Genomic DNA, 17881 nt, shown 5'->3' on the forward strand with positions numbered 1-17881 from the left:
CGCAATGACTCAGCACAACACCGTATTGGCCGGGCTGATCGGCGCCGGGATTCAAGCCTCCCGCACACCCGCGCTGCACGAGCATGAAGGCGAAGCGCAGGGCATGCGCTACCTCTATCGCTTGATCGACCTCGATCAGTTGCAGCTCGACAGCAGTGCCTTGCCCGACCTGCTGATGGCAGCCGAGCGGATGAACTTCACCGGCCTGAACATCACCTTCCCGTGCAAGCAAGCGATCATCCCGTTGCTCGACGAACTGTCGCCGGAAGCGCGCGGCATCGGCGCGGTGAACACCGTGGTGTTGAAAGACGGCAAACGCATCGGCCATAACACCGATTGCCTGGGTTTTGCCGAAGGTTTTCGCCGTGGCTTGAAGGACGCTGCCCGTGGGCATGTCGTACAAATGGGTGCCGGTGGCGCAGGCGCGGCAGTGGCTCACGCGCTATTAAGCGAAGGCGTACAACTGCTGAGTATTTTCGACGTGGAGATCAGCCGCGCGCAGGCGCTGGCGGACAACCTCAATCAGCATTTTAGCGCTGGCCGGGCGGTGGCCGGGCATGATCTGCCAAGCACAATGGCCCAAGCGGACGGGCTGGTGAACACCACGCCCATGGGCATGAAAAAACTGCCGGGCATGCCGGTGCCGGTGGAGCTGCTTCGCACTGAGTTGTGGGTGGCGGAGATTGTTTACTTCCCGCTGGAAACCGAACTGCTGCGCAATGCCCGCGCGCTCGGTTGCCGCACGCTGGATGGCGGCAACATGGCGGTGTTTCAGGCGGTGAAGGCGTTTGAATTGTTCAGCGGCGTAGTGCCGGATGCGCAGCGAATGCTCGCGCATTTTCAGAGCATGAATGGCTGAGTGGATGCAGTGAGGGGACATTCCCCTCACTTCATTCAAGCCTGCAAGTAGCGCAACACCGACTCGCAAATCATCTCCCGATGACGCTGCTTGATAGCTTCGTCCGGCAAGTCGATCTGAAAAATCTCACCAAAGGTATGACGGTTCGATACGCGATAGAAGCAGAACGAACTGATCAACAGATGCACATCCAGCGGCACAAGCCCTGCCCTGAACAGACCCTCCTCGGCACCGCGACGCAAAATCTCACCCAGCGAATCGAGGATCGTATTGTTCATCGCCTTGATCGCATCGGAGCGTTTCACGTATTCAGCGTTGTGAATGTTTTCGATGCTGACGATGCGCACGAAATCGACATTGCGATCATGGTGATCGAAGGTAAATTCCACCAGGCGTCGAATCGCCTCGACCGGCTCCAGCTCGGTCAGGAGCAAACGGTTTTCGGTGCTGCGAATGTCCCCGTAGAGCTTTTCCAGCACTTCAACGTAGAGCTGCTCTTTACTGCCGAAGTAGTAATAGATCATGCGTTTTGAGGTGTGGATGCGCTCGGCTATAGCATCGACGCGAGCACCGGAAAGCCCCTGTTGGACGAATTCGACAATCGCCTCTTGAAGGATGTTCTCGCGGGTCTTTTCCGGGTTGTTTTTGCGGCTTTTGCGAGGCTCGACGATGGGTTCACCGGGCGCTGCGGAGCGTTCTGAAGTCATTGTCATTGCGGGCTCACGGCCATCACTGCACAGGCTGGCGATTATGGGCCGCGCCGCACAGTGAAGGAAGCCGTGCGGCAGCGGTTTGTACCCGTGTTTACGATTTTCCTACAACTTGGCCTGACGGAAGGCACCGCTGCGGGATTTGGCCATCGCCGCCAGTCGAACCGCGACGTTGGCTGCGCCATAGCCGGCATAGCCGTTCTTGCGTTGAATGATTTCAAAGAAGAATCGCCCCTCGAATGGCTCGGTGTACACATGAAACAGTTCACCGCCCTGCGCATCGCGGTCGTACAGCACGTTGAAGTAGGCCAACTCGCTGAGGAACTCGTCATCGAAGTCGAACCGTGCGGCGAGGTCGTCATAGTAATTGAGCGGGATGTCCAGCAACGGCACGCCCGCCTCTTTCGCACGACTGACTTGCGCAAAGATGTCATCACAATCAAACGCGATGTGATGCACACCGGAGCCGCGATAACTCGACAGCGCGTGTGAGATCGCGGTGTTACGGTTCTCGGAAATGTTCAACGGCAAACGAATCGAACTGTCGCGGCTGCGCAGCGCACGGCTTTTTACCAGGCCGTACGGGTCGGGCAGCACCACCTCGTCGTCGGCTTCGAAATCCAGCAGGCTCTTGTAGAACAGCACCCAACTGTCGAGGCTGTCGGCTGGCAACGCCATGGCCATGTGGTCGATACGCTTGAGGCCGCCACTGGCCACGGCGGCAGGATATAGATTGAAGTCGGTGCCATAGACGTCGGCTTCCTGGTCCACCAGATAAATCAGGCTGCCATCCGGTGCTCGCACCGCGGCCAGCTCCAATTCATTGGGCCCGACCAGTCCGCGATATGGCTGACCTTTGTAAGCCACGGCCCGGGCCAGCGCGCTCGCACTGTCTTTGACCCGCACAGCGGTGGCGCACAGCGATGGACCGTGCGCTTCGAAAAAACTGTGGGCGAACGAGTAAGGCTCGGAGTTGAGGATCAGGTTGATATCGCCCTGCCGCAGCAGGCTCACGCTCTTGGAACGATGCTGCCCGGCCTTGACGAAACCCAGCCGCTCCAGCCAATGGGAGAGCTTGGCGCCGAGGCTATCGTCCACTGCAAACTCGAGAAACTCGATGCCGTTGTACTCGCTGGCAGTCGGGGTCTCGAACAGGATGTCGAGGTTGGTCGCCGGTTGGGCTTCCTGCGCCAGGCGCTGGCGGGTTTTCTCTTCGAGGTACAGCAACGAACGCAAACCGTCAGCGGCATTGGCCCGAGGGGGCGCGGCGCGGAAGCCGTCGTTGAAGATTTCCAGCGACAGCGGCCCGGTGTAGCCACTCTTGATGATCGGCGCGAGGAACCCCGGCAAATCGAATTCGCCCTGGCCCGGGAAGCAGCGGAAATGCCGGCTCCACTCCAGCACGTCCATGGCCAGGATCGGCGCGTCGGCCATTTGCACGAAGAAGATCTTGTCGCCGGGAATTTGCGCGATGGCACTCGGATCGCCCTTGAGCGACAGCGTGTGAAAGCTGTCCAGCAACACGCCGAGGCTCGGGTGATCGGCCTGGCGGACGATGCTCCACACCTGTTGATAGGTGTTTACGTGACGGCCCCAGGCCAGGGCTTCATAACCGATCCGCAGGCCGCGCGCACCGGCGCGTTCGGCCAGCAGGCGCAAGTCGTCGACGAGGATTTGCTCATCGCCGACTGATTCGGCGGACGCGTTACTGCACACCAACACCAGGTCGGTGCCCAGTTCCTGCATCAAGTCGAACTTGCGCTCGGCCCGCTCCAAGTTGCGCTGTAGGCGATCACGGCGGCACCCTTCGAAGTCGCGGAACGGTTGAAACAGCGTGATAGCGATCCCCAGATCGGCGCACATCTGTTTAATTTCCCGCGGGCTACCGTCGTAGTAGAGAAGGTCGTTCTCGAAAATCTCCACCCCGTCAAAACCGGCGGCGGCAATGGCTTCGAGTTTTTCCGGCAGGGTACCGCTCAAGGACACGGTGGCAATGGAACGCTGCATATTTCGACTCCCGGTGGTGGAGACAGTCTTGTCAGGGCGCTACACGCTTGCTTTATGTAGGAGTACGGCTTGCCGGCGATGGCAATCTCGCGGCTGCCATCGCCGGCAAGCCGCGCTCCTACAGGACTGTGTTTTTCTTGAAGTGAATTATTGGCTGTGTAAACTCACACAGCAATTCAAAGTGTACTACCCGGTTAGTTTTGTGTTCGATTATCGAACAAAATGACCGTTGGCGAATTGACGATTTTTTGTCCACTGCGCAACATCAACTCCACATTGAGCCCGGTCATAAACCATCGGGTTCGGTTACCAAAGCCCCAGAACACCACATAAAAACAATCGGTGGACTACATGACTCCTTCTCAAAGTTCTCCCGTGGAGCGCTCCTCCATGACTCCTGCCATCGGCGGCATCGGCGACAAGATCCGTGGCGCCATGGCGGTCGGCAAAACCCGTTGGGGCATGCTGGCGCTGGTGTTTTTTGCGACGACCCTGAACTACATCGACCGTGCCGCCCTCGGCGTCATGCAGCCCATTCTCGCCAAGGAAATGAGCTGGACGGCGATGGACTACGCCAACATCAACTTCTGGTTCCAGGTCGGCTACGCCATCGGTTTCGTGCTGCAAGGTCGCTTGATCGACCGGGTCGGCGTCAAACGTGTGTTCTTCTGCGCCGTGCTGCTCTGGAGCATCGCTACCGGTGCTCACGGCCTGGCCACTTCGGCAGTCGGCTTCATGGTCTGCCGCTTCATCCTCGGCCTGACCGAAGCCGCCAACTACCCGGCCTGCGTGAAAACCACGCGCCTGTGGTTCCCGGCCGGCGAACGCGCCGTGGCCACCGGCATCTTCAACGCCGGGACCAACGTCGGCGCGATGTTCACCCCGATGCTGTTGCCGCTGATCCTCCACGTGTGGGGCTGGCAGGCTGCGTTCCTGTGCATGTCGGCGCTGGGCGGTATCTGGTTGCTGTTCTGGGGCTTGAAGTACTTCAACCCGGAAGATCATCCGAGCGTTAAACAATCAGAGCTGGACTACATTCAGCACGAAGTCGAACCGGAACAATCCCGCGTATCGTTTTCGACAATCCTGCGCATGCGTGGCACCTGGGCCTTCGCCTTGGCTTACGCGATTACCGCGCCGGTGTTCTGGTTCTACCTGTATTGGCTGCCGCCGTTCCTCAATCAGCAATACAACCTGGGGATCAACGTGACCCAGATGGGTATTCCGCTGATCATCATCTACCTGACGGCAGACTTCGGCAGTGTCGGTGGCGGGATTCTCTCCTCGTTCCTGATCGGTCGCGGGATCAACCCGATCAAGGCACGACTGATGTCCATGTTCCTGTTCGCCTGCTGCATCATCGGCGTGATCATGGCGGCCGGTTCGAGCAGTCTGTGGGTCGCGGTGGCCGCCATTTCCCTGGCCATCGGCGCGCACCAGGCCTGGACCGCGAACATCTGGAGCCTGGTGATGGACTACACGCCTAAACACATGATGAGTACGGTATTTGGTTTTGGCGGCATGTGCGCAGCCATCGGCGGGATGTTCATGACGCAGTTGGTCGGCCACATTCTGACCGTCACCAACAACAACTACACCGTGCTCTTCACCCTGATCCCGGCGATGTACTTCATCGCCCTGACCTGGATGTACTTCATGGCACCGCGCAAGATTCCTACCGTTACCGAGTAATTGCCCTTCCCCATGCAGGCCTGATTCCAGGCCTGCCTTTTTGTTTCTCCTACCGACGACTCTGTTGCCACGCTGCCGCCAACCCGCTGCAGCAAATCACCGCGATCCCGACCACGGTGGTCAGGGTCGGCGTGTGGGAAAACAGCAGCCAGCCCAGCAACCCGGCAAACACAATCTGGCAATAACCGAACGGCGCCAGCAGCGCGGGCGCGGCGTAACGGAACGCCTGAGTCAGAAACAAGTGAGCCGTCATCCCGCAAGCACCCAACGCCACCATCATCAAGCCATGCCCAAGGGTTGGCATTTTCCAGAAGAACGGCACCAGCACACACATCACCAAGGTGTTGCACAGGCCGGCGAAGAAGTTACTGGTGGTCGGGCTGTCGATGTTGCTGAGCTTGCGGGTGAGCAATTGATAGAAGCAGAAAAACAGCGCCGAGCAGAACGGCAACAGCACCGCAGGCGTGAAGAGATCACCGCCTGGGTGGACGATGATCAATACGCCGATAAATCCACAAATCACCGCGATCCATTGGCCACGGGTGACGTGCTCACCCAGCAACGGCACCGATAACGCGGTGACCAGCACCGGCGCAAGAAAGTTGACCGCCGTGGCTTCGGCCAACGGGATGTATTGCAAACCAGTGGTGAAAAACAGACTGGTGCCCAACAGGCACAACGCTCTCATTGTCTGCAGCAAAGGCCGCTTGGTACGCAGCACGCCCAGCCCTGATTGCGGCAGAAAAATCCCGGCCATCAACAAGGTGTGAACCACATAACGCGCCCAAACGACCATGACCATCGGGTAAAAGCCCAAGAGGTATTTCGACAAGGCGTCATGGCTGGAAAAGAGGAAGGTGGCAAGAACGATCAGCAAAATCCCTTTGAAGGGGCGGTTTACGCCGGAGAGCGGGGTGCTGACGGTCATATGGGTTCCCTTGTGCCTGGCGAATTCCAATAATTTAGAACCTGGTTCCAGATTCCTATACAAGCATAGGCCGAAAGTGTTCGAACAACGCACGGTTTTACAATCGACAGCGATCAAAAATGTGGGAGCGGGCTTGCTCCGGGCGGCGTTCCGACGATAGCGGACTTTCAAATAGCTCAGATGTTGAATGTAAGTCCGTCATCGCGAGCAAGCTCGGCTCCTACAGGGGAGTGGTGGTGTGCCCGAGTTAACTGAATAGCTCTGATGCAAGGCTGGCCGCCGACAACTCTTCGGCAAACGTCAACAACAGCGGTGCCAACTCATGCAACCGAGCGCCCGGCATACGCGCACTGGGCCCGGCGATGCTCAACACCCCGATCACCCGCCCCTCGCCAGGGTGCCGTATCACGGCAGCAATCGCCGAGGTGCCCACCGCCGAGCTCTCTTCAACCCAGGCATAGCCCTGATCGCGCGCCAGACGTAGACGTTCCAGCAATTCAATGTTGGAACGCGGCGCATTCGGCCCCAGGTCCTTCGGCCGCTCACCGCCCTGACGTTCTACCAGCGACAACGCCTCGGCATCGCTCATGCACGCCAGCCACGCGTGGCCCGAGGCGGTATAGAACAACGGCGCATCGCGGCCCATGTCCGGGTCGTATCGCAGGCCGGACCGGGCACCTTGAGACTTGGCGATCCAGATCTGCCGCTCGCCCTCAATGACGCCCAGGCGCACCAGTTCACCGGTTTCCTGAGCCAGGCGATCCAGCACCGGCTGCACGATATCGGCGCCGCTGCCCGCCAGATAACGAAACCCCATCGCCACCAGTTTGGTCGACAGGTGATAGCGCAGGTTCTCCGGATTCTGTCGCACATAACCCAAGCGGATCAGCTCGGCGAGCAAGCGATGGGTCGCGCTTTTAGGGATGTCCAGCTGTTCCGCCAGCGTCTGCATCTGCAGGCCGCGAGGGTCACTGGTAAGACTTTCCAGCACGCTGAAAACACGTTCGATCTGACTGCCGGCCATGGGAGATTCCACACACAATTTGCCTGATTCTAGAAGATGAACCGTATAACGCGAAATCTGGAACTGAACAGTCGACAAGCACAGGCATCCACTCATTTGAGAAAAACCCATCGTCTGACGGAATTCGATGGGCTATCCATGTTCCTACAGTCTGCAAGGTTCCCCCTGCCGCAAAGCTACAGTGCATGCTGGCACACGCAGAAACCCGGACGACCGGACTGGCGTCGCTTCCGCACACCAGCAACACTCATCCCCACGGACAATCAGAGGATTCCCACATGCTATGGAAAAAAGGCCGACGCAGCGACAACGTGGTCGATGCCCGTGGTGATGATGTCGGCGGTGGCGGTGGCGGGATGCGTTTCGGTGGCGGCAAGGGCTTGAGCCTGACCGCGATCATTCTGATTGTCGGCATCGGCTGGATCACCGGCCAGGACCCGCTGCAGATCCTCGGACAGCTCACCGGGCAAATGAGCGAGCAATCGGCACCGGCCACCAACCAAACCCGCAAGGCGCCGCCGGTCAATGACGAAGGCGCCGAATTCGTGCGTTCGATCCTCGGTGATACCGAAGACACCTGGGGTCAGATTTTCCAGCAGGCAGGCCGGCAATATAAAGACCCGACACTCGTGCTGTTCAGCAATCGCGTCAATTCCGCCTGTGGTCTGGCGACATCAGCGACCGGTCCGTTCTATTGCCCGGCCGACCAGAAGGTCTACCTGGACATGGCGTTCTTCCAGGAAATGTCACAACGCTTTGCGGCCGCCGGCGACTTCGCTCAGGCTTACGTGATCGCTCACGAAGTCGGACATCACGTTCAGACCTTGCTCGGCGTTTCAGCGAAAATTCAGACCGCCCGCCAGCAAGGCCGGCAGATGGAAGGCGATGGCGGTTTACTCGTGCGCCAGGAATTGCAGGCCGATTGCCTGGCCGGGGTCTGGGCCAACAATGCGCAAAAGCGTCTGAACTGGCTGGAACCCGGCGATATCGAAGAAGCCTTGAACGCAGCCAACGCCATCGGCGACGACCGCTTGCAGCAGCAAGGTCAGGGTCGCGTGGTGCCGGACTCGTTTACCCATGGCACGTCAGCGCAAAGAGTGCGCTGGTTTAAAACCGGATTTGCACAAGGCCAGGTGGGCCAGTGCGATACCTTTGCGGCGAAAAACCTGTAAATGAATAAGTGGCTGTTAGCTGTACTGTTTACCTGCGCAAGTACCCAAGCCGCCGAGCATGGGGTCAAAGAACTCAGCCCCGGGCGGCTGTTGCTCAAAGAAGGTGAGATGGCGGTAGGCATCGGCCCGGCGCCAGCGAAAATCGAGCGAGTGCTGATCATCATCCATGGTCGCTTGCGTAATTCTGAGGCCTACCGCCAGAGCGCCGAGCAGGCGGCTGAACTGGCAGGACAAAGCGATACCACGCTGGTGATCGCCCCACAATTTCTCAACGAAACCGATGTAGCCCTGCATCCAGTGGCGGACACCGTCCTACGCTGGCAGGGCAATGACTGGATGGCGGGCGGTTTATCCACAGCCCCGTTTGCGCTGAGCTCCTATGGGGCACTGGATCAGATCATCCAGAGAGTCAGCGACCGACAACAGTTTCCGGATGTGAAACAAATCGTCATTGCCGGTCATTCCGGTGGCGCTCAAGTGGTTCAGCACTATGCATTGCTGGCTCACGACCAACCGGCGCTCACTGCGTCCGGTGTGAAAGTCCGTTATGTGGTCGCCAACCCTTCCTCGTATGCCTATTTCGACGAGCGGCGGCCCATGGCATTCGATCACGCGAAATGCCCCGGTTTTAACCGCTGGAAGTATGGTCTGACGGACTTACCCCTCTATGCCAGTGGGCAAACCGCACCACAGATTGAAGGCAATTACGTCAAGCGTGACGTGACTTATCTGCTCGGGCAGCAAGACGTCGACCCGCAGCATCCGGCGCTGGATAAAGGTTGCGAAGCGCAAGCCCAAGGCGCTAATCGCCTGACTCGCGGGCATTTTTACTTTGATTATTTGCTGCGTCGCAACCCGCGCGGGGTGAACCAGCAACTGGTCGACGTGCCGGGGGTTGGGCATAACGGGGATGGGATGTTTACGTCGCCCGAGGGGCAGAAGGCGTTGTTCGGGCAGTGAGTTATAGGGTGCCGGATCTGACGCTTTCGCGAGCAGGCTCGCTCCCACAGTGGATCTTTAGTGGACACAAATTTTGTATTCCATAGAGACCCCATGTGGGAGCGACGGTGCGACGATTCGACCTGCTCGCGAAGAGGCCCTCAAGCCAACAGCATCTGCCGCAACGCCACGCAATCCGCCGCATGCCAATCCGTCAGCTCAGGCCACGGGTTATCCGGCAAATTCACCAACACCGTCCGCGCCCCCGCCGCCCGCCCGCAATCCAGATCAAACCGGTAATCACCGACCATTACCATCTCGCTCGCTGGCACCTTCCAGGCCTCGGCCAGTTTCAGTAAACCACCGGGATGCGGTTTAGGCGGCGCTTCATCACGCCCCAGCACGTCCTCCACCGCAAAGCAGTCGGCCAGGCCGATGGCCTCCAGCGTGACATGCGCCAACTCCCGGGCATTGCGCGTCAGAATGCCCAAGCGATAGCCGCGCCCGGCCAACTCACGCACCAGCTCCACCGCACCCGGCGCCGGTTTCGAACCCAGCGCCAAATCACGTTCGTGCTCCAGCAACCACGCATGTTTAGCCGCCGCTTCATCAGCGGGCAGCGCCGCGAGGTGCGTCAGGATGTCGTCTTCGGCCGGGATCGCCAATGCCACGCGAATCGCCGCGAAGTCATGCACGGCCACTGTCAGGGTGCCGTCCATATCGAACACCCAGTGACGCACCTCGGCCAGGCTCATGCCCAATCCTTGCGATGACGAATCAGGCCTTCCTGCGTAACTGAAGCCACCAGTTGCCCGGCGCGGTTGAACACGCTGCCACGGCTAAAGCCACGGGAATTACCGGCCCACGGGCTGTCCATCGCGTAGAGCAACCAGTCATCTGCGCGCAGATCCTGATGGAACCATAGCGCGTGATCGAGGCTGGCGACCTGCATGTCTTTGTGCCAGACCGATTTGCCATGGGGCTGCATCGAGGTGACCAACAGACCGAAGTCCGACGCATAGGCCAGCAGGTATTTGTGCAATGCTGGCGAGTCGGCCAAGGCACCGTCGGCGCGAAACCATACGTACTTGATCGGGTCGGACGGCAGCGGGTTGTAGGGATCTTTTTCGGTCACCGGGCGGAATTCGATCGGTTTCGGGCACAGCAGTTTTTCGCGCATTTTTTCAGGGATCAAGTGTGCACGCTGCTGGGTCAGCTCCAGCTCCGACGGCAGGTTTTCCGGGCCGACCACAACCGGCATTTCGGTTTGGTGCTGGAAGCCTTCTTCGTCGTACTGGAACGAGGCGCTGCAGGTAAAAATCGGATGGCCTTTCTGGATCGCCGTGACTCGGCGCGTGCTGAAACTGCCGCCGTCGCGTACCCGGTCAACCTGATACACCACCGGCAACCCGGCATCGCCCGGACGCAGGAAATAACCATGCATCGAATGCACGTGGCGCGCTTCTTCGACCGTCTGACTGGCCGCCGACAGTGACTGGCCGAGCACCTGACCGCCGAACAACTGGCGAAAACCAAGGTCCTGGCTGCGCCCACGGAACAGGTTTTCTTCGATTGGTTCCAGGGTCAGTAAATCGACCAGATCATCCAACACTTGGCTCATTCAGACTCTCCTCACGCAAAACATTGCCGCGCAGTCTCGGCTGCGACGGTCGATTCAATTTCTGGCCCGGGCCAACAATATGGGAGCCATTGTAAACGTCCGCGTCGGCTTATCCATGCAAGGTTTGCAGCCATTGTTCACGGGTGATGCGGTACAGCACATGCTGACGCAGGGGATGGTCGGCCGCGAGCTTTGGGTGCTCGAAGTCATCGGCTGAATCATGGTGCATGCCGATCGCCTGCATGACTTTCTCTGAAGGCGTGTTGGTTTGGGTGGTGAAGGACACGACCTCTGTCAGCCCCAACCGGTCAAACCCGCAACGCAGAGCGGTCCACGCCGCTTCACTTGCATAACCCAGGCCCCAATGTTCGCGGGCCAGGCGCCAACCAATTTCGGTCGCGGGGGTGAATGGCGCGTCGAAGCCCACCACACCCAGGCCGGTAAACCCGATGAACTGTCCGGTGTCCTTGCGTTGCAGTGCCCACAATCCGAAACCATGCTCGGCAAAATGCCCGCGAATGCGCCCGATCAGCGAAGCGCTTTCCAGGTGGCTCAACGGTGCCGGGAAATATCGCATCACCTGCGGATCGGCACACATCGCCGCAAACTCCAGCAAATCCTCATCGCGCCACTGCCGTAACAACAGTCGCGCGCTTTCGAGTTCCAGTATTGGCTCCATTGCGTTCCCCTGTTTCCATGCCGCAAGTCTACATCGCTGGTAGGATCCTTCTCTCATTCCTACATGAAATCATCATGCTGCTGCCGCTGATTTATCACGAAGACTACAGCCCCGAGTTCCCGGCGGATCACCGCTTCCCCATGGATAAGTTTCGCCTGCTGCGCGATCACTTGGTGGATAGTGGCCTGACCCGGGACGCCGACCTGCTGCGCCCGGCGCTTTGTCCCCCGGAGATTCTCGCCCTCGCCCATGACGCTGCCTATATCGAACGTTACATGAGTGGCGAGTTGTCCCGTGAAGACCAACGGCGCCTCGGCCTGCCCTGGACCGAAGCCCTGGCCCGGCGCACGGTGCGCGCGGTCGGCGGTTCGTTGCTGGCGGCGGAACAGGCGCTGGAGCACGGTTTGGCCTGTCACTTGGCGGGCGGCACGCATCACGCACATTACGACTACCCGGCCGGCTTCTGCATCTTCAATGACCTGGCGGTGATCAGCCATTACCTGCTGGAAAGTGGCCGGGTGAATCGAGTGCTGATCTTCGATTGCGACGTGCATCAGGGCGACGGGACTGCACGGATCCTGCACAACACCCCGGACGCGGTGACGGTTTCCCTGCACTGCGAAAAGAACTTTCCTGCACGCAAAGCCGAAAGTGACTGGGACATCCCGCTGCCCAAGGGCATGGGCGATGCCGACTACCTGAAAGTGGTCGACGATGCACTCAACTATTTGCTGCCGCTCTATCAACCGGACCTGGTGTTGTATGACGCCGGGGTCGATGTGCACAAGGACGATGCCCTGGGTTATTTGAAACTGACGGACGAAGGCGTTGCAGCGCGTGATGAAAGCGTGATGCGCCATTGCCTGGGCCGGGATATTCCGGTGGTCGGGGTGATTGGCGGCGGGTACAGCAAGGACCGCAAGGCCCTCGCACGTCGTCATGGAATTTTGCATCACAGCGCGCAACGGGTCTGGCAGTCATCAGGGTGTCATTGAGATCTGAGTCTTTACCCACAATGCCTGTGGAACTGCCTGTGGATAACCTGAGTGAAAGGGCCTACAGCCCATACGGCGTATAGGCGACACAACGGTGGTTGTTTTTTAACCACACTTTGAACTCACAACAAATCCCCTGTGGGAGCGAGCCTGCTCGCGAATGCGGTGGGTCTGCTTGCATCAGTGTTGAATGTGCCACCGCTTTCGCGAGCAGGCTCGCTCCCACAAGGGATCAGGCTGGTAGAATGCCCGGCTTATCCCGCCATACCGCAGCGCATCCCATGACCCAATCCTCCACCGCCCTCTCCCCCCACGTCGCCATCATCGGCGGCGGCCCTGCCGGCCTGATGGCGGCTGAAGTGTTGAGCCAGGCCGGGATCAAGGTCGACCTGTACGACGGCATGCCTTCAGTGGGACGCAAATTCCTGCTGGCCGGGGTCGGCGGCATGAACATCACCCATTCCGAAGCCTACCCGGCGTTTCTCTCGCGCTACGCCAAACGCGCCCCACAGATTGCGCCGCTGCTGCGCTCCTTTGGCGCCGACGCGCTGTGCCAATGGATTCATGGCCTGGGCATCGAAACCTTTGTCGGCAGTTCCGGGCGGGTGTTTCCGACCGACATGAAAGCCGCGCCCCTGCTGCGCGCCTGGCTCAAACGCCTGCGAGACGCCGGCGTAGTTATCCACACCCGCCACCGCTGGCTCGGCTGGAATGCCGACGGCAGCCTGAACATGTCGAGCCCCGACGGTGTAAAAAACCTTTCACCTGACGCCACCCTGCTCGCCCTCGGCGGCGGCAGCTGGTCGCGCCTCGGTTCGGACGGCGCGTGGATGCTGCCGCTGGAACAACGCGGCGTAGGACTGGCCCCGTTGCAACCGAGCAATTGCGGCTTCGAGGTGCAGGCCTGGAGCGAATTGATGGTCAGTAAATTCGCCGGCGCGCCGCTGAAAAACATCGCCATCGGCCTCAATGACGACGTGCCACGGCTCGGGGAATGTGTGGTCACGGCGACCGGGATTGAAGGCAGTCTGATCTACGCCCTGTCGGCACCGATCCGCGAAGCGATCAATCTATACGGCTCGGCCACCCTCCACCTCGACCTGCTGCCGGGCAAGCCTGTGGATAAAGTGCAGGCAGCGCTGAACAAACCGCGCGGTTCACGTTCGATGTCCAAACACCTGCACAGTCAACTGGGCATTGATGGGGTCAAAGCTGCGTTGCTGCGTGAACTGACGCCGGCCGACTGCTTTGCCGAACCGGCACTGTTGGCCAAAGCGATCAAGGCATTGCCGCTGACGCTTGTGAAGACCCGTCCACTGGACGAAGCCATCAGCAGCGCCGGGGGCGTGATGTTCGAGTCGATGGATGAACGCTTGATGCTCAAGCAGTTGCCTGGCGTGTTCTGCGCGGGGGAGATGCTGGATTGGGAAGCGCCGACGGGCGGCTATCTTTTGACCGCGTGTTTCGCCAGCGGGCGGGCGGCGGGGATGGGGATGGTGGAGTGGTTGAAGCACCAAGGCTGAAGACCGAGTCGCGCCCATCGCGAGCAGGCTCGCTTGTATGGTAGGACTTGAAGGGAGGAGGAGGGACAAGGCTCGTTTCTGACTGTTGACGCAGTACAGACCGTGGGAGATTTCGCCCCTCCTCCTTTCACCCAAGCGCCGATAAAGAATGCTTCTGGCTAGACCGACGATAGGAACAAGCCTGCGCCTCTGGGTGAGCCCTTCAAGTGCTTAAAACCTTATCCCGGAGGAAATCCAATGGCAATGCCGGTTCTTGTTTCAAAGCCGATCGTGGGTGTGGATGTCGCCAAGAATGAATTGGTGATTTATCAGGCAGAGTTCGATTTGCTCGAAGAAATCCCCAACACCAAAGCGGCCATCAAGCAGTGGTTGAAGGCCTTGCCGGGGACAGTGGCGATCGCCATTGAGGCCACCAACATCTATCACCTGGAGTTTGCTGACTTGGCCTATGAGGCCGGTTGCACTATTTACATGGTGGGCGGCTATGAACTCAGTCATTACCGAAAAGGTGTCAAAGTTCGCGCCAAAACTGATGCGCTAGATGCCAAGTTACTTGCCCGTTATTTAAAGAACGAAGCTGAGGAGCTTCATCCGTGGACCCCGCCGTCACCGCTGTACCGCCAGCTCTTGAGCCTTTTCCGCCGCCGGGCGGCTTTGGTCCAGGCGCGAGTTGGCCTGGTGCAAAGCTGGGCGAATGAACCGTTGCTGAAAACCGCTTTCGCCGAGCAAGTGAAATCCATGCAGCAACTTGAAGTGCTGGTCGAAAAGACGATTAAGGACCATCTGAAAGAAGCCGGCTTGCTCGGCCAGTTAAAGCGGTGTCTGAAAGTTGAAGGTATTGGTTTTTTGACCGGAGCTCGCTTGATTGCGGCTTTTCAGCGGGGTGACTTCAGAAACGCGAATGCCTTTATCGCCTTCTTGGGAATGGATTTGCGGGTGGCGAAGTCAGGACAAAAAGATTGTCGCCGGAGTTTGAGCAAGCGAGGTGACCCAGAGGCCCGGCGCCTTTTGCACAATGCAGCGATGTCGGCCAGCCGAACGGCGGCCTGGAAAGGATTTTACGAAGCGCAAAGAGCTCGGGGCTTCAGCACCACTCAGGCGCTGGTAATGCTGGCTCGCAAGCTTGCTCGGGTTGTATTCGCCCTGCTGAACGGGCAAAGCGAATACCAACCGAAAACCAGTTGAGGGCTTCCCCTCAACCATAGAATCTCCCACATTCGACCGGGTTCTTTCAGTAAGAATGCGGTAAGTGTGGGAGCGAGCCTGCTCGCGAAGGCGTCCTGACAGACGCTGCAGTTATTTAAGGCTTACGCTTACGCGGCCCGGTATTGAACACCGGCACTTTGCGCACAGGCTTGATCGAAGGTTCCGGCGCCGAAGCATCCCCGCTCTCAACCCACTTGCCCAGGTTGCGCTTGCCGCCACTGGAGGTCTTTGGCTTCTTCGGCTTCTTCGGCTTTTTCGGTTTCTTGACTACCTGACCGCTGGCATCGGTATCCGGTACGCGGTGCTCAGGTTCGAAGTCATGCTCCATCTGCCGAGGCAACGTCTGACGGGTCAACGTCTCGATGGCCGACAGCAGATTCACTTCATCGGCGCACACCAGTGAAATGGCCTGCCCGGTGTTACCCGCACGGCCGGTACGACCGATGCGGTGGATGTAGTCCTCCGCCACGATCGGCAGGTCAAAATTGACCACCAACGGCAAATCTTCGATGTCCAAACCACGGGCCGCAACGTCAGTAGCCACCAGAATCTGTACTTCACTGGCCTTGAAACGGTCCAGCGCGCGCTGACGCGTGGCCTGCGGTTTGTCGCCGTGGATGCCGTCGGCATTGATGCCCAGGCCCTGGAGTTTTTCCACCAGCGCGTCGACACCGTTGCGGGTCTTGGCGAACACCAGCACCTGCTTCCACTTGCCCTTGCGCAGCAAGTGAACGAACAGCTCCGGCTTGCGCTTCTTGTCGACCGTCACAACCCACTGTTTAACCGTGTTGGCGGCTACGTTACGCGGGCTGACTTCGATGCTCAGCGGATCGTTGAGCATCTGCCCGGCCAGGGTGCGGATCGCATCGGAGAACGTTGCGGAGAACAACAGCGTCTGACGTTTCTTCGGCAGCGCCTTGTAGATGTTGCCCAGTTCTTCGGAAAAGCCCAGATCGAGCATGCGATCGGCTTCGTCCAGCACCAGGGTTTGCAGCTGATTGAACTTGAGCGCGTTCTGACGGAACAGGTCGAGCAAGCGGCCCGGCGTGGCCACCAGCAGGTCGACGCCTTTGCGCAGTTTCATCATTTGCGGGTTGATGCTGACGCCGCCGTACACCGCGTAAGTGCTCAACGGCAGGTTCTCGGCGTACTGACGCACGGCTTCGTGAACCTGTTCCGCCAGCTCGCGGGTCGGCACCAAAATCAATGCGCGTACGGAGTTAGCGGTGACTTTCGGCCCTTCCATGGCCAGCAATTGCAACAACGGCAACGCGAAACCGGCGGTCTTGCCGGTGCCGGTCTGGGCGGCGGCCATCAGGTCGCGACCGGCCAGCACCGCCGGAATGGCTTGCGCCTGAACCGGCGTCGGGGTCTGGTAGCCGAGCGTCTCGAGAGAGCGCAGCAAGGGTTCGATCAGGCCAAGGGTGGCGAAAGTCATGGGATTACCGTAGGAAAATTCAGCGCGGGTTTTTCAAAACAAGTGTGCAAAACAAGATGCAATGGCGCGCAGTTTACCCTAATTCACACGGGATTCTGTCGGCGCGACTGCAGCCGGCTGCACAGGCGCCCGGCGCCACTGCGGCAATCCGATCAACACCACGGCGCTGATGATCACCAGCATTGCCAGCCCTTCTTCGATGCCGATGGTCTCGCCGACAAACACGATGCCCAACAACACCGCCACGGCCGGGTTGACGTAGGCATAGCTGGTCGCCGCCGCCGGACGCACGTTTTTCAGCAGATACATATAAGCGTTGAACGCGATAATCGAGCCGAAGAACGTCAGATACGCCAGGGCTGCCCAACCTTCGATCGGTGGCAGGGCCTGCAAATGCTCGCCGCTCAGCGCACTGCCGATCAGCAGCGCCACGCCGCCGACCAGCATTTCCACAGCGCTGGCCATCGCCCCCTCGGGCAACGGCAAGTGTTTGCTCCAAACCGAACCAAACGCCCAGGAAGCCGCCGCCAGCACCAGCAACGTCGCCCCCAGCGGGCTCGATTGCAGGTTCGAACCAAGATTCAACATGGCAATGCCGATCAGCCCGAGCGCAATCCCGGCCCATTCGAGACGGGTATTACGCGCGCCCCAAAAATATCCGCACAACAAGGTAAACAACGGCACCGTCGCAATCGCCAAAGCTGCCACACCGGAGGCCACCCCCATGTGTTCGGCCACAGTGACTCCGCCGTTACCGCCAGCGAGCAGCAAGATCCCGATCATGCCGGCCGCTTTCCACTGCGCCCAGGTCGGTGTCGGCGCCCCACGCCAGCGCAGGAAGGCATACATCAGCGTCCCGGCGACCACAAAACGGATTCCGGCGAGCAACAACGGCGGCCAGTACTCCACACCGATGCGGATCGCCAGATAGGTCGATCCCCAAATCACATACAGCGCGAAAAAGGCGGCGATCAACGGTAAGGGAAAACGACGTAAGCCAGGCATGAGCAACTCGATGACAGGACAATGTGAACAGCTATTCTAGAAAGGCCAACGGCGAAAAATAAGTTACAAAACCTGTTTGTAGC

Annotated in this window: 16 protein-coding genes; 7 read left to right on the forward strand and 9 right to left on the reverse strand. The window is 59.4% G+C overall.

The window, feature by feature from the left end; genetic code table 11:
• The first annotated feature begins 4 nt into the window (after nt 1–4).
• Nucleotides 5–859 carry a shikimate dehydrogenase gene (locus ACWGZX_RS10305; protein ID WP_452628233.1) on the forward strand — a complete coding sequence of 285 codons (855 nt, stop codon included), beginning with the start codon at nt 5–7 and terminating at the stop codon, nt 857–859.
• A 35-nt stretch (nt 860–894) separates the two neighbouring features.
• Here ACWGZX_RS10305 and ACWGZX_RS10310 read toward each other — a convergent pair whose 3' ends face one another.
• Together ACWGZX_RS10310 and quiC are read right to left on the reverse strand one after the other, a co-directional pair.
• The gene (locus tag ACWGZX_RS10310) at nt 895–1572 is read right to left on the reverse strand and encodes a TetR/AcrR family transcriptional regulator (RefSeq protein ID WP_452628234.1); all 678 of its coding nucleotides are present in this window, start codon (nt 1570–1572) and stop codon (nt 895–897) included.
• Nucleotides 1573–1674: 102 nt separating this feature from the next.
• Nucleotides 1675–3576: a 3-dehydroshikimate dehydratase QuiC gene (quiC, locus tag ACWGZX_RS10315; protein WP_452628235.1), complete on the reverse strand. Its 1902-nt coding sequence runs from the start codon at nt 3574–3576 to the stop codon at nt 1675–1677.
• A 390-nt stretch (nt 3577–3966) separates the two neighbouring features.
• On the opposite strand from quiC, the gene ACWGZX_RS10320 reads away from it, so the two are divergent.
• On the forward strand, nt 3967–5268 hold the full coding sequence (locus ACWGZX_RS10320; RefSeq protein WP_452628236.1) for an MFS transporter: 1302 nt from the start codon (nt 3967–3969) through the stop codon (nt 5266–5268).
• A 49-nt stretch (nt 5269–5317) separates the two neighbouring features.
• Here ACWGZX_RS10320 and ACWGZX_RS10325 read toward each other — a convergent pair whose 3' ends face one another.
• Together ACWGZX_RS10325 and ACWGZX_RS10330 are read right to left on the reverse strand one after the other, a co-directional pair.
• On the reverse strand, nt 5318–6196 hold the full coding sequence (locus tag ACWGZX_RS10325; RefSeq protein WP_452628237.1) for a DMT family transporter: 879 nt from the start codon (nt 6194–6196) through the stop codon (nt 5318–5320).
• Nucleotides 6197–6443: 247 nt separating this feature from the next.
• Nucleotides 6444–7220: an IclR family transcriptional regulator gene (locus tag ACWGZX_RS10330; RefSeq protein ID WP_452628238.1), complete on the reverse strand. Its 777-nt coding sequence runs from the start codon at nt 7218–7220 to the stop codon at nt 6444–6446.
• Nucleotides 7221–7498: 278 nt separating this feature from the next.
• On the opposite strand from ACWGZX_RS10330, the gene ypfJ reads away from it, so the two are divergent.
• Both ypfJ and ACWGZX_RS10340 read left to right on the forward strand, forming a co-directional pair.
• Nucleotides 7499–8392: a KPN_02809 family neutral zinc metallopeptidase gene (gene ypfJ / locus ACWGZX_RS10335; protein WP_452628239.1), complete on the forward strand. Its 894-nt coding sequence runs from the start codon at nt 7499–7501 to the stop codon at nt 8390–8392.
• Complete coding sequence (locus ACWGZX_RS10340) at nt 8393–9352, forward strand: alpha/beta hydrolase (protein ID WP_452628240.1); 960 nt, start codon at nt 8393–8395, stop codon at nt 9350–9352. It begins immediately after the preceding gene.
• A 140-nt stretch (nt 9353–9492) separates the two neighbouring features.
• Here ACWGZX_RS10340 and ACWGZX_RS10345 read toward each other — a convergent pair whose 3' ends face one another.
• From ACWGZX_RS10345 to ACWGZX_RS10355, 3 genes are all read right to left on the reverse strand, one after another.
• Entirely contained in the window at nt 9493–10086 is a 594-nt protein-coding gene (locus ACWGZX_RS10345) for an HAD family hydrolase (RefSeq protein WP_046028658.1), read from the reverse strand.
• Nucleotides 10083–10952 carry an acyl-CoA thioesterase II gene (gene tesB / locus ACWGZX_RS10350; RefSeq protein ID WP_223519376.1) on the reverse strand — a complete coding sequence of 290 codons (870 nt, stop codon included), beginning with the start codon at nt 10950–10952 and terminating at the stop codon, nt 10083–10085. The genes ACWGZX_RS10345 and tesB overlap by 4 nt, the downstream gene beginning before the upstream one ends.
• 109 nt (nt 10953–11061) lie before the next feature.
• Entirely contained in the window at nt 11062–11631 is a 570-nt protein-coding gene (locus ACWGZX_RS10355) for a GNAT family N-acetyltransferase (protein ID WP_452628241.1), read from the reverse strand.
• 74 nt (nt 11632–11705) lie between these two features.
• Here ACWGZX_RS10355 and ACWGZX_RS10360 point away from each other — a divergent pair, with 74 nt between their 5' ends.
• The 3 genes from ACWGZX_RS10360 to ACWGZX_RS10370 all read left to right on the forward strand — a co-directional run bounded on the left by ACWGZX_RS10360 (nt 11706) and on the right by ACWGZX_RS10370 (nt 15334).
• Nucleotides 11706–12626 (forward strand): histone deacetylase family protein, encoded by a 921-nt coding sequence (locus ACWGZX_RS10360; RefSeq protein WP_452628242.1) that lies wholly within the window; start codon nt 11706–11708, stop codon nt 12624–12626.
• A 281-nt stretch (nt 12627–12907) separates the two neighbouring features.
• Nucleotides 12908–14149 (forward strand): TIGR03862 family flavoprotein, encoded by a 1242-nt coding sequence (locus tag ACWGZX_RS10365; protein WP_452628243.1) that lies wholly within the window; start codon nt 12908–12910, stop codon nt 14147–14149.
• Nucleotides 14150–14386: 237 nt separating this feature from the next.
• The gene (locus ACWGZX_RS10370; RefSeq protein ID WP_452625178.1) at nt 14387–15334 is read left to right on the forward strand and encodes an IS110 family transposase; all 948 of its coding nucleotides are present in this window, start codon (nt 14387–14389) and stop codon (nt 15332–15334) included.
• Between the two features lie 115 nt (nt 15335–15449).
• On the opposite strand, the gene ACWGZX_RS10375 is transcribed toward ACWGZX_RS10370, so the two are convergent.
• On the reverse strand, nt 15450–16793 hold the full coding sequence (locus tag ACWGZX_RS10375; protein WP_452628244.1) for a DEAD/DEAH box helicase: 1344 nt from the start codon (nt 16791–16793) through the stop codon (nt 15450–15452).
• Nucleotides 16794–16871: 78 nt separating this feature from the next.
• Entirely contained in the window at nt 16872–17798 is a 927-nt protein-coding gene (gene yedA / locus ACWGZX_RS10380) for a drug/metabolite exporter YedA (protein WP_452628245.1), read from the reverse strand.
• Nucleotides 17799–17881 lie beyond the last annotated feature (83 nt).

It is taken from the genome of Pseudomonas sp. CLCA07 (genome assembly GCF_053615335.1).

What these genes read in the sequence shown, in the direction of transcription:
- ACWGZX_RS10320 (WP_452628236.1), top strand. Translation starts at nt 3,967, where the DNA reads ATGACTCCTGCCATCGGCGGCATCGGCGACAAGATCCGTGGCGCCATG.
- ACWGZX_RS10345 (WP_046028658.1), bottom strand. Translation starts at nt 10,086, where the DNA reads ATGAGCCTGGCCGAGGTGCGTCACTGGGTGTTCGATATGGACGGCACC.
- ACWGZX_RS10330 (WP_452628238.1), bottom strand. Translation starts at nt 7,220, where the DNA reads ATGGCCGGCAGTCAGATCGAACGTGTTTTCAGCGTGCTGGAAAGTCTT.
- quiC (WP_452628235.1), bottom strand. Translation starts at nt 3,576, where the DNA reads ATGCAGCGTTCCATTGCCACCGTGTCCTTGAGCGGTACCCTGCCGGAA.
- tesB (WP_223519376.1), bottom strand. Translation starts at nt 10,952, where the DNA reads ATGAGCCAAGTGTTGGATGATCTGGTCGATTTACTGACCCTGGAACCA.
- ACWGZX_RS10365 (WP_452628243.1), top strand. Translation starts at nt 12,908, where the DNA reads ATGACCCAATCCTCCACCGCCCTCTCCCCCCACGTCGCCATCATCGGC.
- ypfJ (WP_452628239.1), top strand. Translation starts at nt 7,499, where the DNA reads ATGCTATGGAAAAAAGGCCGACGCAGCGACAACGTGGTCGATGCCCGT.
- ACWGZX_RS10325 (WP_452628237.1), bottom strand. Translation starts at nt 6,196, where the DNA reads ATGACCGTCAGCACCCCGCTCTCCGGCGTAAACCGCCCCTTCAAAGGG.
- ACWGZX_RS10340 (WP_452628240.1), top strand. Translation starts at nt 8,393, where the DNA reads ATGAATAAGTGGCTGTTAGCTGTACTGTTTACCTGCGCAAGTACCCAA.
- ACWGZX_RS10370 (WP_452625178.1), top strand. Translation starts at nt 14,387, where the DNA reads ATGGCAATGCCGGTTCTTGTTTCAAAGCCGATCGTGGGTGTGGATGTC.
- ACWGZX_RS10305 (WP_452628233.1), top strand. Translation starts at nt 5, where the DNA reads ATGACTCAGCACAACACCGTATTGGCCGGGCTGATCGGCGCCGGGATT.
- ACWGZX_RS10360 (WP_452628242.1), top strand. Translation starts at nt 11,706, where the DNA reads ATGCTGCTGCCGCTGATTTATCACGAAGACTACAGCCCCGAGTTCCCG.
- ACWGZX_RS10375 (WP_452628244.1), bottom strand. Translation starts at nt 16,793, where the DNA reads ATGACTTTCGCCACCCTTGGCCTGATCGAACCCTTGCTGCGCTCTCTC.
- yedA (WP_452628245.1), bottom strand. Translation starts at nt 17,798, where the DNA reads ATGCCTGGCTTACGTCGTTTTCCCTTACCGTTGATCGCCGCCTTTTTC.
- ACWGZX_RS10355 (WP_452628241.1), bottom strand. Translation starts at nt 11,631, where the DNA reads ATGGAGCCAATACTGGAACTCGAAAGCGCGCGACTGTTGTTACGGCAG.
- ACWGZX_RS10310 (WP_452628234.1), bottom strand. Translation starts at nt 1,572, where the DNA reads ATGACAATGACTTCAGAACGCTCCGCAGCGCCCGGTGAACCCATCGTC.